Raw genomic sequence first — 12978 nt, 5'->3', positions numbered from 1 at the left:
GGTCTGGTGCTCAGAGGTCACGTGCCCAGAGCTGGCCGGTCACGTCGTGGCCGAAGCTGTGCTGGGGCGTTTCCTCGATCAGCTCGAACTCGTGCGCGTCGTAGATCTTCCTGGCGGACGCGAGGCCGGCGACCGTCCACAAGACCATGCGTTCGTAGCCCGCGTTCTGGGCGAACTCGATGCACGTGCTGACGAGCTTGTTGCCCGCGCCGTGGCCACGGGCGTTCGGATGCACGAGCAGCACGCGCAACTTCGCTGTCGTGTCGTCCTCACGAACGCAGAGCACGCATCCGACGCGTTGGCCGTCGAGTTCGGCGATCCACGCGCCCTCTCTCGCGGGGTCGTGGTCGGCCGCGTAGTCGCCGACGATCTTGGCGACCAACGCCTCGAACGAGGTGTCCCAGGCGAGTTCGGACGCGTAGAGCTCGCCGTGTGCCTGGACCACCCAGCCGAGGTCGCCGGGCAGGCCGAGCGGGCGGATCAGCATGGTCGCCTCCACTGACACGACTGTTTCAGTCATGCCAAGATACTGCCATGCCGTCCGCCAGGGAGACCGAACTGCTCGAAGCCGCGTACCGGTACGTGCTCACCCACGGCCTCGCGGACGTGTCGCTGCGGCCGTTGGCGGCGGCCATCGGATCGAGCACACGCGTGCTGCTCTACCTGTTCGGCAGCAAGGAAGGCCTGGTCAGGGCATTGCTGGCGCGGGCGCGCGCCGAAGAACTGGGATTGCTGGCCGACATCGGCACCGGTCCCGGCGTCGTCGCGCGGTTGTGGGAGTGGCTGTCCGCGCCCGCACATCGGCCGTTGCTGACGCTGTGGCTGGAGGCCTACGCGCGCTCTCTCGTGGAGCCTGACGGGCCGTGGGCGGGCTTCGCGCGTGCGACCGTGGAGGACTGGCTGGAGGTGTTGCGCGCCGCTCAGCCCGAGGACGTGCGCGACACCGCTGCCGGACTGGCGTCGCGCACGCGTGAACTCGCGTTGCTGCGGGGCGCGTTGCTCGACCTGCTCGCGACGGGGGACGGCGAGCGCGTCACCTCGGCAGTGGGGTCTAGCTTTGGGGTGTGAAGATCGTGGTGTTCGGTGCGTCCGGAATGGTCGGTCAGGGCGCGTTGCGGGAGTGCCTGCTCGACCCGGCCGTCGACTCTGTGGTCACGGTCGGGCGTTCGCCGTCGGCCGTGGCGGATCCCAAGCTGCGGCACGTGGTGCACGCCGATTTCGGTGACCTGTCGCCGGTCGCGGCGGACGTGGCCGACGCCGACGCGTGCTTCTACTGCATGGGCGTGACGTCCGCGGGTCTGAGCGAAGCCGAGTACACGCCCGTGACGCACGACTACGCGGTTGAAGCCGCACGCGTCGTCGGTGGCACCTATGTGTACGTGTCCGGTGAGGGCGCCGACGCCGAGAGCAAGACGATGTGGGCGCGGGTGAAGGGGCGCACGGAGAACGAGCTGCTGGCGCTGGACCGGCCGGTGTTCGTCGTGCGACCGGGCTTCATCCAGCCACGGCACGGGATCACGTCGCGCACCCGCATCTACCGCTACCTCTACTCGTGGTCCTCGTGGCTCGTGCCGGCGCTGAAGAAGGTGGCGCCGAAGTTCGTCACGAGCACCGACGAGCTCGGGCGCGCGATGGTGGCGCTGGCCAAGGGCGCTCAGGCGACGCGGGTGCTGCGCAGCGACGAGATCAACCGGCTCGCGGGATGACGCTCGAGGAGACCATCCGCGAGTACCAGGAGGACGGCTACGAGGTCACGCACGTCGTGGAGTCCGTGTGCGGCGGGTGTGGTGAGAAGTCGTTCCACGTGCAGATGACCGAGGATCAGGCGATGCGCCGGACCTGCCTCGGCTGCGGCCTCGCGGAGTTCATCGCCGACTCCGAGGAGCACTGGGACGACGAGGACGCGGAGGAGTGCGAGTGCACCTGCGGCGGCGAGGAGTTCGCCGCCGCGCTCGGGTCGTCGTGCCGCCCGGACGGCGAGGTGCGCTGGCTGACCGTCGGGCTGCGGTGCCTGAAGTGCGGGCTTTGTGGCGTGTACGAGGACTGGAAGATCGACTACATGCCGAGCAAGCACCTCATCACGCGGGCCTGACCGCGTCCCGAGTGGGAGATGCCGGTGTCGGACCTCGTCGTCCACTTCGACGACGAGCTGAAGAAGTTCTCCGTCTAGGACTTGAACGCCTCCTCGGCCTTCACGACGCCCGCGGTGCGGCCCGGCGCCGTGTGGTTCTCCCAGTACAGGTTCGTGTGCGCGATGACCTTGTCCGGGGTGGGCGCGCCGTACTCCGACAGGTCCTCGGTCGTGTGCGCGTCGCTGACCAGCAGAGCGTCGTAGCCGCGCACGACGGCGCCGTGCAGGGTCGAGCGGATGCACTCGTCGGTCTGCGCTCCGGACACGACCAGGCTGCCGATTCCCTTGCCCGCCAGCACTTCCTCGAGGTTCGTCGCCTCGAACGAGTCGGCGTACGTCTTGTGCACCACGGGTTCGCCGTCGGCGACCTTGAGCTCGGGCACGAACTGCCAGCCGTCGGACTCCTTGGGCATGTGCTCGGCGTTGCTGTGCTGCACCCACACGACGTCGACGCCGGCCGCGCGCGCCTTGTCGACGAGAGCGGCGACGTTGGCGACGACCTCGTCGCGGTTGTGGGCGTGGTTCACCACGCCGTTCTGGACATCGATCACGAGCAACGCTGTGTTGGGGCGGTTCGCCAGAGTCGTCACGCGGCCAGCTTAGGCCGCTTCCGGTGGCGTGCAAGGGTGTTCCGTCGACTGTGGACGGCCGCACGCGTGCGGCTCAGCGGGAACGCAGCCGCCGCAACATCCGGGCGTCCTCGAAACCGACGTTGCGCGCGGCGGTCTCGACCGTGGCGCCTTGACCGATCAGGTGTTCGGCCCGTTCGACGCGCAACGCCTGCTGGTACTTCAAGGGCGTCATGCCCGTCGCACGGCCGAACAACCGCGTCACGGTCCGTTCGCTGCAACCGGCGTGGACGGCGAGTTCCGCGAGCGAGAGACGGTCGGCGAGGCGTGACTCGATGACGTCCTGAACGCGGTGCACGGTCTCGTTGATGTGCGACCGGTGCCGCAGCAGGACACTGGCTTGCTGGTCGTCACCGTTCCTGCGCGCGTAGATGACCATCGTGCGTGCGATCGCGGCGGCGACCGTGGGCCCGTGGCGCACGGCGACGAGATGCAACGCGAGGTCGATGCCGCTCGCGATGCCCGCGGACGTCACGACCCTGTTGTCCTCCACGAACAAGACGTCACGCACGACGTGTGCGGCCGGGTAGCGCCGTGCGAGTTCCTCTTGCAACTCGTGATGCGTGGTGCAACGCCGTCCGTCGAGTAAACCGGCGCGTCCCAAAGCATCCGCGCCGGCACACACACTTGCCACCGTGCCGCCGTTGTCGTGGTGTGCGCGCACCCACGCCAGCGCGCGTTCGCTCAGATGTCCGGTGCCCACGATCTTCGGCGACCGCCACCCCGGCACGAACACGAGGTCGTCCACCTCAAGAGAGGGCAACTCACGCGACGCGCCCAGCGGCACGCCCTGATGACTGAGCACGGTGTCCATGTCGCCGACGTAGGACAGCGCGTACCCGTTCACCAGGTCGGCAGCGCTGGAGAACACCTGCGCCGGCCCCGCGAGGTCGAGCAGGTGCACGGAAGGTGCGAGCAGGAAGACGACTCTGGTCACGATCCGGTCAGCGTAGCGACATCCGAGATCCGCGCGAACCGGCCCGCCAGCACGTACTCGGTCCGCTCGATGATCTCCTCGACCCCGAGGACCTTGCCGGTCCGCCAGTGCGGCAACGGCGTGGTGGCGGTCGCGTCCGTCACGAACGTCATGTCGAACCCGAGATCCGACCCGACCCGCGTGGTCGTCTCGCAGCACTGCTCGGTCCGGATGCCGCTGATCAGCAACTCCCGCACGCCCCGCGTCGTGAGCGTCTGCTGCAGGTTCGTCGTGGTGAACGCGTTGTGCGCGGTCTTGGTCAGCACCGGCTCGTCGTCGAGCGGCTTGAGGCCGTCGATCAGCCGCACGTGACCCAGCGCGGGGTCGAACACGTCGCCGGAGCCGGGCTCGGAGTGCAGCACCCACACCACCAGGTCGCCGGCGTCGCGGCTCAGGTCGACCAGCTGGTTCACCTTGCCGACCACGTCCGGGTTGGACACCTCGGCCCAGTTGGGGCGCTGACGGAACGACTCCTGCACGTCGATGACGATCAATGCTCGCTTCATGTCCTCCAGCCTCGCGGGCTCGAAGATCGCGAAACAGGCACGGGCCGGGCGAAGGGCGGACGGATCCGGTCACCCGTGCGAAGATCGCGGACGTGAAGCTGCGCGTGCTGGCGGGCGACCCCGCGGATCCGGCTCTGGGGGCCGAGGTCGAGGTGACCGCGGGCGACGGCCCGAGGAGCGGCCTCGCCGTGCCGTACCTGCGCCTGGTCGGCCGCCACGGCGGCCGCGAGATCCTGGTCGGCGAGGCACGGGTCACCGCCACGAGCGTCGAGATCGCGGTCAGCGCCACCTGGAACGAGACCGGCGGCTGGCACCGGGAACCCTGGAACGGTGAGGTGCTGGGCGAGACCCTCGCGCACCCCGCTCACCCGATTCGGCCCAACCAGCGGGACGTCTCCATCGCCAAGGGCGTTGCCGAGGGATCGCGCAACACCGTCGGCGAACTGCGGCAGCTGCGCTACGAGATGGAACGCCAGGTCGCCGACCTGCTGACCCAGCGCACGAACGCGAAGCTCCGGCTGATCATGGCCCAGCTCGTCGAACTGTCGATCGCGTTCAGCCGTGCCCGTGACTTCGCGCGCGAGGCCATCCGCGAGCAGCTCTGGATGCGCGACGGTGGCGCGTTACCGCACTGCCAGGCGATGGACACCGAGCTCGGTGACGAGATGACGCGCCTGCAGTCGTTGCTGGGCAGCGTGTCGACGCTCGCCGTGGCCCAGGACGGCGAGGCGCAGCAACGGTTCAACATGCTCGCCGCCGCCGCTGCCGCCGGACTGGGTCTGCCCGCCCTGATCCTGTCGCTGTACGGCGCCGACGAGTACCTGCCGTTCACGTGGGACAAGGCGTGGCGCGCGCTGACCCCGATCGCGGGCGTCCTGACGGTGGCCGCCGGGATCATCCTGAGCCGCATGCCCGGACGCACCACCGGGAAGCACTACCTGGTGGCCGCCGGACTCATCACCGGCCTGATCGCGGTGCTGCTGATCGCCGGATTCCTCGCGCCGGGCTAGATCCGGCGGCGGCCCGCGAACCCCAGATCCGTCCGGTGGTACCAGGCCAGCTCGCGGTCGCCTTCGAGCCAGCACAGCAGCACCGGCACACCGTCCATCTCCGACGGGAAGTCCACGAGCAGCGGCGCGAAGCCCTTCAGCTCCGCCCCGCTGTGCTGCACGGTCTCCATCAGCTCGTCCAGCCGGGCCTGCGCGGCCTTGAACTCCGGCAGCCCGCCCAGAGCGGACTCACCGGCGGCGAGTTCGGCGGCGTCGGCCCGCAGACGCACGATCTCGTCCAGCGACGGCAGCAGGCGTTCGAGTTCGGTCCTGGCTTCGGAGAGGGTGAACAGTGGCACGGCGCCAAGGCTGGCACAGTGGTGGGAATGACGTGGCGACTGGGTGACCTCACCGTGAACCGGATCGGGTTCGGCGCGATGCGGCTGCCGCAACGGGGGACGGCGTTCGACCGCCGTGCCGAGCCACGCGACCGCGGGCAGGCGATCGAGGTGCTGCGGAAGGCCGTGGAGCTCGGGGTCAACCACGTCGACACGGCCGCCTTCTACTTCTCCGCCACGCGGTCGGCGAACGAGCTGATCAACAGCGCGCTCTCGCCGTACCCGGAGGACCTGGTGATCGTGACCAAGGTCGGGCCGGGCCGCACGCCGCAGGGGGAGTGGCTGCCGCTCGCGACGCCGCGGCAGCTGCGGGGACAGGTCGAGGAGAACCTGCGGCAGCTCGGCCGCGACCACCTCGACGTGGTCAACCTGCGGGTGAGCGGGCTGGACGACGTCAGCGCGCACTTCGAGCAGCTCGCGGCGCTCCGGCAGGACGGACTGATCCGGCACCTCGGGCTGTCCAACGTCAAGCCGCACCACCTCGACCAGGCGCAGCGGATCGCGCCCGTGGTGTGCGTGCAGAACTCCTACGGGCTCGGACACCACCCCGAGCAGGACGACTTCGTCGGCGTCTGCGGCGAGCGAGGCGTCGCGTACGTGCCGTTCTTCGCGCTCACCGGCGCCAACCAGGAGGCCGGGACGTCGGCCGACGACGACGTGGTCACCGAGATCGCCCACGACCGCAACGCTTCGCCCGCGCAGATCCGGCTGGCGTGGACGCTTGCGAGAGGCCCGCACGTGCTGGTCATCCCGGGCACGGGCGATCCGGAGCACCTGCGGCAGAACGTCGAGGCGGGGCGGCTCGGCCTCACGACCGAGGAGCTCACCCGCCTCGACGCCGCACACCTCAACGGCGGCTGATCCGCCCGAACAACCAGGTGGACCACAGGAAGGCCACCACGAGCAGTCCGCCCGACCACGCCAGCGCGAGCCAGCCGGACGACACGGGCTGGTCGTTCAGGAACGCGCGCACGGTCTCGATGACCGGCGTGATCGGCTGGTGCTCGCTGACGGCCCGCAGCCAGGGCGGCATCGTCGCCACCGGCACGAAAGCGCTGCTCAGGTACGGGATGAACAGCATGAAGAACCCGAGCAGGCTGGCTGACTCGACGCTGCCCGCGATCACGCCGAAGCCCGCCGCGAGCCACGACAACGCCAGCACGTAGAGCAGCAGCAGACCCATCGCGAGGACCCACGACCCGAGCGACGCGGTGGGGCGGAAGCCCATCAGCAACGCCACCAGCACCACCGCGAACGTCGCCAGGGCGTTGCGGGCGACCGAGGCGAGAACGTGGCCGGTCAGCACGGAGAAACCGCTGATCGGCATCGAGCGGAACCGGTCGACCACACCCTTCTTCATGTCGTCCGCCACGGACATCGCGGTGGACGTGGCGCCGTAACCGGTGCACAGCACGAGGATGCCGGGCACCACGTAGTCCACATAGGACTGCGTCGAGCTGATCGCGCCGCCGAACACGTAGACGAACAACGCCATCATCAGCACCGGCAGCACGATCGCCATGATCAGGGTGTCGAGGTTGCGGCGGCTCAGCCGGACGCTGCGGCCGACCATCGTCAGCGAGGCGGTCATGCGGCCACCGCCGTCAACGAGGTGAACACGTCGTCCAGGGTCGGGCGGTGCGCGGACACCCGCAGCACGCCGACCCGCGCCACCCGCAGGTCGTCCAGCACGCGGTGCAGATGAGCCGCGCTGCCGTCGGACGGCACGCTCAGCGTCAGCCCGTCGGCCACCCCGCCGACCACGGCCGCAGCCCGCGACACGTCGTCGGCGCAGGAGAAGGTCAGGTCCAGGCGGGTGCCGCCGACCGAGTTCTTCAACGCGTCCGCGGTGCCGTCCGCGACGACGCCCCCGTTGTGCAGCACCACGATCCGGTCGGCGAGCCGGTCCGCCTCCTCCAGGTACTGAGTGGTGAGGAAGATCGTCACTCCATCGCGCACCAGGTCGCCGATCGCGTCCCACATGGTCGTGCGGCTGACCGGGTCGAGTCCGGTGGTCGGCTCGTCCAGGAACAGCAGCCGCGGCTGTGCCACCAGGCTCATCGCCAGGTCCAGGCGCCGCCGCATGCCGCCGGAGTAGGTCCGCACTCGCCGGTCCGCCGCGTCGGTCAGACCGAACCGCTCCAACAGGTCGACGGCCCGTCCGCGAGCCGCCGGCCTGGCGAAACGTCGCAAGCGGGCGATCATGACAAGGTTCTCGCGTCCGGTCTGCTCCTCGTCCACCGCCGCGTACTGCCCGGTCAGGCTGATCACGCCACGAACAGCGGCGGCCTCGCGTGCCACGTCGAACCCGCACACCCGCGCCGATCCGCCATCTGGCCTGGTCAGCGTGCTCAGGATGCGGATCGTGGTGGTCTTGCCGGCGCCGTTCGGCCCGAGCAACGCGAGCACGGACCCCTCCGCGACCTTCAGGTCCAGCCCGGTCAGCACCGTGGCCGACCCGTATCTCTTCGTCAGACCCTCTGTCTCGACGATCATCGAACCCCCTTATATGCGTATGCCATACGCAAAACCTGAATTAGCGTATGGCATACGCATCTGTTTGACTAGAGGGCATGAAGAGGGGGCGCAAGCCGACCATCGACGCCGCCGACATCACCAGGGCCGCCATCGCGATCGCGGACGCCGAGGGGCTCGCCGCCGTGTCGATGGCCCGCGTCGCGCAGGAGATGGGCAACGCGACGATGGCGCTCTACCGGCACGTGAAGAGCAAGGACGAGCTGCTCCGGTTGATGGCCGACGCGGCGTTCGAGGATCCGCCCCCGTTGCTGGACGGCGGGTGGCGCGACAAGTTCGAGGTCTGGGCGAAGGCGCTGCTGGCGGGCATCCGCCAGCGTCCGTGGTTCCTGCAGATCCCCCTGAACGGCCCGCCGAGCGGCCCCAAGAGCCTCGCCTGGTTCGACAGCGCGCTGGGTGCGCTCGACGACACCCCGCTGGAGCCGGGGGAGAAGGTCGGCGTCGTGATGAGCCTGATGACGTTCGTGCACGGCGAGGCGTGGCTGAGCATCTCGCTGACCAAGGGCTTCGAGAACGACCCGGCCCAGTTCACCCGTCAGTACGGGCAGCGGCTGCGGGAGATCGTCGACCCGCGCAGGATGCCCGCGCTCGCGAAGATCGTCGCGGCCGGTGTCTTCGACATGGACGACCTCCTCGACGCGGACGACATGGCCGCGGAGTTCGACTTCGGCCTGCACCTGTTCCTGGAAGGCGTCGCCGCGCACATCGGAGGACGGTCATGACCTACGCGGCGATCATCCTCACCGGCGGCAAGGGCGAACGGCTCGGTGGCGTCGACAAGGCGGAACTGTCCTATCGGGACGCCACGCTGCTCGACCACGTGCTGTCCGTTGTGGACGACGCGGCGCGGAAAGTCGTTGTGGGACCCGAGAAGGATCTTCCCGGCGTCGTCTGGGCGCGCGAGGACCCACCCGGTGGCGGTCCGCTCGCCGGTCTGGCCGCCGGACTGGCGAAGGTCACCGAGGACTGGGTCGCGGTGCTCGCCGTGGACCAGCCCGGCCTCACGAAGGACACGATCGCGCGACTGCGCGAAGCCGGCCGCAACGCCGTGCTGAAGGACGACCGCGTGCAGTGGCTGATCGGCTACTGGAACGTCGCTGAGCTGCGTGAAGCCCTACCCGAAGAGCCGCGGGACCTGCCGTTGCGCAAGACTCTGCTCGCGCTGAACCCCGCCGAAGTGTCCGCTTTGCCCGGTGAGGCGAGGGACGTCGACACGCCTGCCGACCTGGACACCCTTCACAGCGGTTGAACAGGCGAGGGGTAAGACTGTTCAACGATCGGTAAAACCCTGTTCTGCATGGAGGCCCGCACGTGACCGAGCCCGCCGCCGAGGCAACGCCGAACGCATCGGCGCCCGTCACCCCGGCTCGTGACGCCCAGCTGCTCGAACGCACCGTGTTCGAGGTGAAGCGGGTCATCGTCGGCCAGGACCGGCTCGTCGAGCGGATGCTCGTGGGTCTGCTGGCCAAGGGCCATCTGCTGCTCGAAGGTGTGCCGGGTGTCGCGAAGACGCTCGCCGTCGAGACGTTCGCCCGCGTGGTCGGCGGCTCGTTCTCGCGCGTGCAGTTCACGCCCGACCTGGTGCCCGCCGACATCCTCGGCACCCGCATCTACCGCCAGTCCACCGAGACGTTCGACGTCGAGCTCGGCCCCGTCGTCGCGAACTTCGTGCTCGCCGACGAGATCAACCGCGCGCCCGCCAAGGTGCAGTCGGCGATGCTCGAGGTCATGGCCGAGCGGCACGTGTCCATCGGTGGCCGCACGTTCCCGATGCCGAACCCGTTCCTGGTGCTGGCGACGCAGAACCCGATCGAGAACGAGGGCGTGTACCCGCTGCCGGAGGCGCAGCGCGACAGGTTCCTGTTCAAGATCCAGGTCGAGTACCCGACCGCCGAGGAAGAGCGCGAAATCGTCTACCGCATGGGCGTCGAGGCGCCCACGCCGAACCAGGTCCTCTCCCCGGAAGAACTGGTGCGCCTGCAGGGCGTGGCGTCACGCGTCTTCGTCCACCACGCGCTCGTCGACTACGTGGTGCGCCTGGTGATCGCGACCCGCGCGCCCGGCGAGCACGGCCTCACCGACGTCGCCGGCTGGGTCGCCTACGGCGCCTCGCCGCGTGCGTCGCTCGGCATCATCGCCGCCGCGCGTGGCCTCGCGCTCGTGCGCGGCCGTGACTACGTGCTGCCGCAGGACGTCGTGGACGTCGTCCCGGACGTGCTGCGTCACCGCCTGGTGCTCTCCTACGACGCGCTGGCCGACGGAGTGCCGCTCGACCACATCATCACCCGCGTGCTGCAGATCGTGCCGTTGCCGCAGGTGTCGGCCCGTCCGCAGCAGCCGGTTCCGGCTGGTAGGCAGTGAGCGACAAAGAGACCGCCGAGCGCCCGTCGTGGGCGCCTCCGATCCTGCGCGGCGTCCGGATGGAAGCCGCGCTGCGCATGCTGGAGCTCGACGTCCGGCGCCGTCTCGACGGTCTGCTGCAGGGCAACCACCTCGGCCTCGTGCCGGGGCCGGGCACCGAACCGGGCGAGGCGCGCACCTATCAGCCCGGTGACGACGTGCGCCGGATGGACTGGGCGGTCACGGCCCGCACGACGATCCCGCACATCCGGGAGACGGTCGCGGATCGCGAGCTGGAGACGTGGATGGCGATCGATCTGTCGCCGTCGCTCGACTTCGGCACCGCCGCCTGCGAGAAGCGCGACCTGGCCATCGCCGCGACGGCCGCGGTCGCGCACCTGACGCGCGGCGGTGGCAACCGGATCGGCGCCGCCGTCTCGACGGGTGCCGAGAACGTCCGCATCCCGGCCCGCGGTGGCCTGGCGCACGCACGCGGCATGATCCGCAAGATCGCCGAGATCGACCGGGCGCCCGAGGGCACGCGCGGAGACCTGGCGGCGTTGCTGGAACAACTGCGCCGCCCGCCTCGCCGGCGCGGCCTGATCGTGGTGGTCTCCGACTTCCTCGGCGGCATGGAGTGGCAACGGCCGTTGCGCGCGTTGTCCGCGCGTCACGACATCGTGGCCATCGAGGTCGTCGACCCGCGTGACGTCGACCTGCCCGAGGTCGGCACCGTGGTGCTGTCCGACCCGGAGACCGGCCGGCAGCGCGAGGTGACCGCGTCCGCGTTGCTGCGCAAGGAGTTCGGCGCCGCGGCCGCGGAACACCGGGGCGAGGTGGCGGCGGGCCTGCGCCGCGCGGGCGCCGGGCACCTGGTGCTGCGGACCGACTCGGACTGGATCGCGGACACGGTTCGTTTCGTGGTGGCGCGCAAGCGCCGCTGGTCTGGGGGTGTCGCTTGAGCTTCTCGAACTTCGTCGCCCCGTGGTGGTTCCTGCTGCTGCTCGCGGTGGGGCTGCTCACCGCCGGATACGTGGTGGCGCAACGGGTCCGCCGCAAGCGGGTGCTGCGGTTCACGAACCTGGAGCTGCTGGAGAAGGTCGCGCCCAAGCGGGAACGCTGGTCGCGGCACGTCCCGGCGGCGTTCCTGCTGGCCGCGCTCGCGTTGCTGACGGTCGCGCTGGCCGGTCCGACGTCCGAGCAGCGGGTCCCGCGCAACCGGGCGACCGTGATGCTCGTGGTCGACGTGTCGCTGTCGATGAAGGCCACGGACGTCAAGCCGTCCCGGCTGGAGGCCGCGCAGGTGGCCGCCAAGTCGTTCGCCGAGGGCCTCACGCCGGGCATCAACCTGGGCCTGATCTCGTTCGCCGGCTCGGCCACCGTGCTGGTCGCGCCGACGACGGACCGCGCCGCCGTCACGCAGTCGATCGACGGGCTCAAGCTCGCCCAGTCGACCGCCACGGGTGACGCGCTGGTGGCCGCGATGGCGTCGATCGACTCGTTCGGCAAGGTCGTCGGCGGCGCCGAGGGCCCGCCGCCCGCCCGCATCGTGCTGATGACGGACGGCAAGGAGACCGTCGGCACCCGCAAGGCGTTCGACGCGGCCGAGGACGCGAAGAAGGCCGGGACCCCGATCTCCACGATCTCGTTCGGCACCGAGGACGGCGTGGTCGACATCGAGGGGCGGACGCAGTCCGTGCCCGTCGACGACGACTCGATGAAGGAGATCGCGAAGATCTCCGGCGGCGAGTTCTTCAAGGCGGCCTCCGCCGAGGAACTGCGCCGCGTCTACGACACGCTCGGCGAGCAGATCGGCTACGAGAAGAAGCAGGCCGACGCGTCGAAGCCGTGGCTGCTGCTCGGCACGATGACGGCGATGTTCGCGGCCGCCGCGGCCTTGTTGCTCGGTCAGCGCCTGCCGTAGATCAGCTCGACCACACCTGCCCCGAACGCCCTGGTGCTCTTGAGCGCCAGGGCGATCGGCTTCTTGAAGAACGGCGTGCCCTCGCCGATCGCGACCGGGTTCAGGTAGAGCCGGACCTCATCGATCAGGTCGTGCTCGAAGAACGACCCCACCAACTGCGCGCCGCCGACCATGCTGTCGCCGGGCAGCGCCCTGATCTCGTCCGGCACGACCTCGCGCTTGACCGTGGTGTTCCAGTCGGCGGTCTCCAGCGTCCGCGAGTAGACGATCTTGGGCATGTCCCGCCAGATCCGGCCGAAGTCGTGCATCGGTTGCGGCCACTCGGGATGCTCATCGGTGTGCGGCCACGCTTCGAGCATCGTCTCGTGGTTGCGGCGGCCGTCGATGAACCTGCTCATCCGCGCCAGCCCGGTGTTGAAGTGCTCGTGCATCTCGTCGTCGACGACGTGCCAGCTGATGTCGTGGCCGGGTCCCTCCATGAAGCCGTCCAGCGAGACCGATGCCATCGTGATGATCATCCGAAGTCCCTCGATCGTGTTCCACAGTGGAC

Annotated in this window: 18 protein-coding genes; 10 read left to right on the top strand and 8 right to left on the bottom strand. The window is 69.7% G+C overall.

Annotated features, from left to right (window positions below):
* Positions 1 to 10: 10 nt before the first annotated feature.
* Positions 11 to 520: a GNAT family N-acetyltransferase gene (locus SK854_RS01935; protein ID WP_319973195.1), complete on the bottom strand. Its 510-nt coding sequence runs from the start codon at positions 518 to 520 to the stop codon at positions 11 to 13.
* A gap of 14 nt (positions 521 to 534) precedes the next feature.
* Between SK854_RS01935 and SK854_RS01930 the strand changes: the two genes are divergently transcribed.
* From SK854_RS01930 to SK854_RS01920, 3 genes are read left to right on the top strand one after another with little or no spacing between them, the layout of a single operon-like run.
* Positions 535 to 1068 (top strand): TetR/AcrR family transcriptional regulator, encoded by a 534-nt coding sequence (locus tag SK854_RS01930; RefSeq protein WP_319973194.1) that lies wholly within the window; start codon positions 535 to 537, stop codon positions 1066 to 1068.
* The gene (locus tag SK854_RS01925; protein WP_319973193.1) at positions 1065 to 1706 is read left to right on the top strand and encodes a Rossmann-fold NAD(P)-binding domain-containing protein; all 642 of its coding nucleotides are present in this window, start codon (positions 1065 to 1067) and stop codon (positions 1704 to 1706) included. Before SK854_RS01930 ends, SK854_RS01925 begins: the two co-directional genes overlap by 4 nt.
* The gene (locus SK854_RS01920) at positions 1703 to 2092 is read left to right on the top strand and encodes a hypothetical protein (protein ID WP_319973192.1); all 390 of its coding nucleotides are present in this window, start codon (positions 1703 to 1705) and stop codon (positions 2090 to 2092) included. The genes SK854_RS01925 and SK854_RS01920 overlap by 4 nt, the downstream gene beginning before the upstream one ends.
* 74 nt (positions 2093 to 2166) lie before the next feature.
* On the opposite strand, the gene SK854_RS01915 is transcribed toward SK854_RS01920, so the two are convergent.
* From SK854_RS01915 to SK854_RS01905, 3 genes are all read right to left on the bottom strand, one after another.
* Positions 2167 to 2721, bottom strand: a complete 555-nt coding sequence (locus SK854_RS01915; RefSeq protein ID WP_319973191.1) for an isochorismatase family protein — start codon at positions 2719 to 2721, stop codon at positions 2167 to 2169.
* Between the two features lie 73 nt (positions 2722 to 2794).
* Positions 2795 to 3697, bottom strand: coding sequence for a GlxA family transcriptional regulator (locus tag SK854_RS01910; protein ID WP_319973190.1), 903 nt, complete (start codon positions 3695 to 3697; stop codon positions 2795 to 2797).
* Complete coding sequence (locus SK854_RS01905; protein ID WP_093588544.1) at positions 3694 to 4242, bottom strand: cysteine hydrolase family protein; 549 nt, start codon at positions 4240 to 4242, stop codon at positions 3694 to 3696. Before SK854_RS01905 ends, SK854_RS01910 begins: the two co-directional genes overlap by 4 nt.
* Positions 4243 to 4334: 92 nt before the next feature.
* On the opposite strand from SK854_RS01905, the gene SK854_RS01900 reads away from it, so the two are divergent.
* On the top strand, positions 4335 to 5252 hold the full coding sequence (locus SK854_RS01900) for a hypothetical protein (protein WP_319973189.1): 918 nt from the start codon (positions 4335 to 4337) through the stop codon (positions 5250 to 5252).
* On the opposite strand, the gene SK854_RS01895 is transcribed toward SK854_RS01900, so the two are convergent.
* Positions 5249 to 5590 (bottom strand): DUF2203 domain-containing protein, encoded by a 342-nt coding sequence (locus SK854_RS01895; RefSeq protein WP_319973188.1) that lies wholly within the window; start codon positions 5588 to 5590, stop codon positions 5249 to 5251. The genes SK854_RS01900 and SK854_RS01895 overlap by 4 nt on opposite strands.
* Before the next feature lie 27 nt (positions 5591 to 5617).
* Between SK854_RS01895 and SK854_RS01890 the strand changes: the two genes are divergently transcribed.
* Positions 5618 to 6490, top strand: coding sequence for an oxidoreductase (locus SK854_RS01890; RefSeq protein WP_319973187.1), 873 nt, complete (start codon positions 5618 to 5620; stop codon positions 6488 to 6490).
* Here the strand turns inward: SK854_RS01890 and SK854_RS01885 are convergent.
* Both SK854_RS01885 and SK854_RS01880 read right to left on the bottom strand, forming a co-directional pair.
* Positions 6477 to 7220, bottom strand: coding sequence for an ABC transporter permease (locus tag SK854_RS01885; RefSeq protein WP_319973186.1), 744 nt, complete (start codon positions 7218 to 7220; stop codon positions 6477 to 6479). The genes SK854_RS01890 and SK854_RS01885 overlap by 14 nt on opposite strands.
* Positions 7217 to 8125, bottom strand: coding sequence for an ATP-binding cassette domain-containing protein (locus SK854_RS01880; protein ID WP_319973185.1), 909 nt, complete (start codon positions 8123 to 8125; stop codon positions 7217 to 7219). The genes SK854_RS01885 and SK854_RS01880 overlap by 4 nt, the downstream gene beginning before the upstream one ends.
* A 77-nt stretch (positions 8126 to 8202) precedes the next feature.
* Here SK854_RS01880 and SK854_RS01875 point away from each other — a divergent pair, with 77 nt between their 5' ends.
* The 5 genes from SK854_RS01875 to SK854_RS01855 all read left to right on the top strand — a co-directional run bounded on the left by SK854_RS01875 (position 8203) and on the right by SK854_RS01855 (position 12428).
* Positions 8203 to 8886, top strand: coding sequence for a TetR/AcrR family transcriptional regulator (locus tag SK854_RS01875; protein WP_319973184.1), 684 nt, complete (start codon positions 8203 to 8205; stop codon positions 8884 to 8886).
* The gene (gene mobA, locus SK854_RS01870; RefSeq protein ID WP_319973183.1) at positions 8883 to 9413 is read left to right on the top strand and encodes a molybdenum cofactor guanylyltransferase; all 531 of its coding nucleotides are present in this window, start codon (positions 8883 to 8885) and stop codon (positions 9411 to 9413) included. Before SK854_RS01875 ends, mobA begins: the two co-directional genes overlap by 4 nt.
* Before the next feature lie 62 nt (positions 9414 to 9475).
* Positions 9476 to 10525 carry an AAA family ATPase gene (locus SK854_RS01865; protein ID WP_319973182.1) on the top strand — a complete coding sequence of 350 codons (1050 nt, stop codon included), beginning with the start codon at positions 9476 to 9478 and terminating at the stop codon, positions 10523 to 10525.
* 59 nt (positions 10526 to 10584) lie between these two features.
* Positions 10585 to 11466, top strand: a complete 882-nt coding sequence (locus SK854_RS01860; protein ID WP_319973699.1) for a DUF58 domain-containing protein — start codon at positions 10585 to 10587, stop codon at positions 11464 to 11466.
* Positions 11463 to 12428, top strand: coding sequence for a VWA domain-containing protein (locus tag SK854_RS01855; RefSeq protein WP_319973181.1), 966 nt, complete (start codon positions 11463 to 11465; stop codon positions 12426 to 12428). Before SK854_RS01860 ends, SK854_RS01855 begins: the two co-directional genes overlap by 4 nt.
* On the opposite strand, the gene SK854_RS01850 is transcribed toward SK854_RS01855, so the two are convergent.
* Positions 12413 to 12946: a dihydrofolate reductase family protein gene (locus SK854_RS01850; RefSeq protein ID WP_319973180.1), complete on the bottom strand. Its 534-nt coding sequence runs from the start codon at positions 12944 to 12946 to the stop codon at positions 12413 to 12415. The genes SK854_RS01855 and SK854_RS01850 overlap by 16 nt on opposite strands.
* Positions 12947 to 12978: the final 32 nt, after the last annotated feature.

Origin of the sequence: Lentzea sokolovensis (assembly GCF_033949975.1) — a bacterium.
Lineage (GTDB): Bacteria > Actinomycetota > Actinomycetes > Mycobacteriales > Pseudonocardiaceae > Lentzea > Lentzea sokolovensis.
This window is presented reverse-complemented; position numbering and strand designations above follow the sequence as displayed.

Excerpts from the sequence above, each read along its gene's own strand:
- SK854_RS01875 (WP_319973184.1), top strand. The coding sequence starts at position 8,203 with ATGAAGAGGGGGCGCAAGCCGACCATCGACGCCGCCGACATCACCAGG.
- SK854_RS01885 (WP_319973186.1), bottom strand. The coding sequence starts at position 7,220 with ATGACCGCCTCGCTGACGATGGTCGGCCGCAGCGTCCGGCTGAGCCGC.
- SK854_RS01890 (WP_319973187.1), top strand. The coding sequence starts at position 5,618 with ATGACGTGGCGACTGGGTGACCTCACCGTGAACCGGATCGGGTTCGGC.
- SK854_RS01935 (WP_319973195.1), bottom strand. The coding sequence starts at position 520 with ATGACTGAAACAGTCGTGTCAGTGGAGGCGACCATGCTGATCCGCCCG.
- SK854_RS01905 (WP_093588544.1), bottom strand. The coding sequence starts at position 4,242 with ATGAAGCGAGCATTGATCGTCATCGACGTGCAGGAGTCGTTCCGTCAG.
- SK854_RS01850 (WP_319973180.1), bottom strand. The coding sequence starts at position 12,946 with ATGATCATCACGATGGCATCGGTCTCGCTGGACGGCTTCATGGAGGGA.
- SK854_RS01930 (WP_319973194.1), top strand. The coding sequence starts at position 535 with ATGCCGTCCGCCAGGGAGACCGAACTGCTCGAAGCCGCGTACCGGTAC.
- SK854_RS01920 (WP_319973192.1), top strand. The coding sequence starts at position 1,703 with ATGACGCTCGAGGAGACCATCCGCGAGTACCAGGAGGACGGCTACGAG.
- SK854_RS01860 (WP_319973699.1), top strand. The coding sequence starts at position 10,585 with ATGGAAGCCGCGCTGCGCATGCTGGAGCTCGACGTCCGGCGCCGTCTC.
- mobA (WP_319973183.1), top strand. The coding sequence starts at position 8,883 with ATGACCTACGCGGCGATCATCCTCACCGGCGGCAAGGGCGAACGGCTC.
- SK854_RS01880 (WP_319973185.1), bottom strand. The coding sequence starts at position 8,125 with ATGATCGTCGAGACAGAGGGTCTGACGAAGAGATACGGGTCGGCCACG.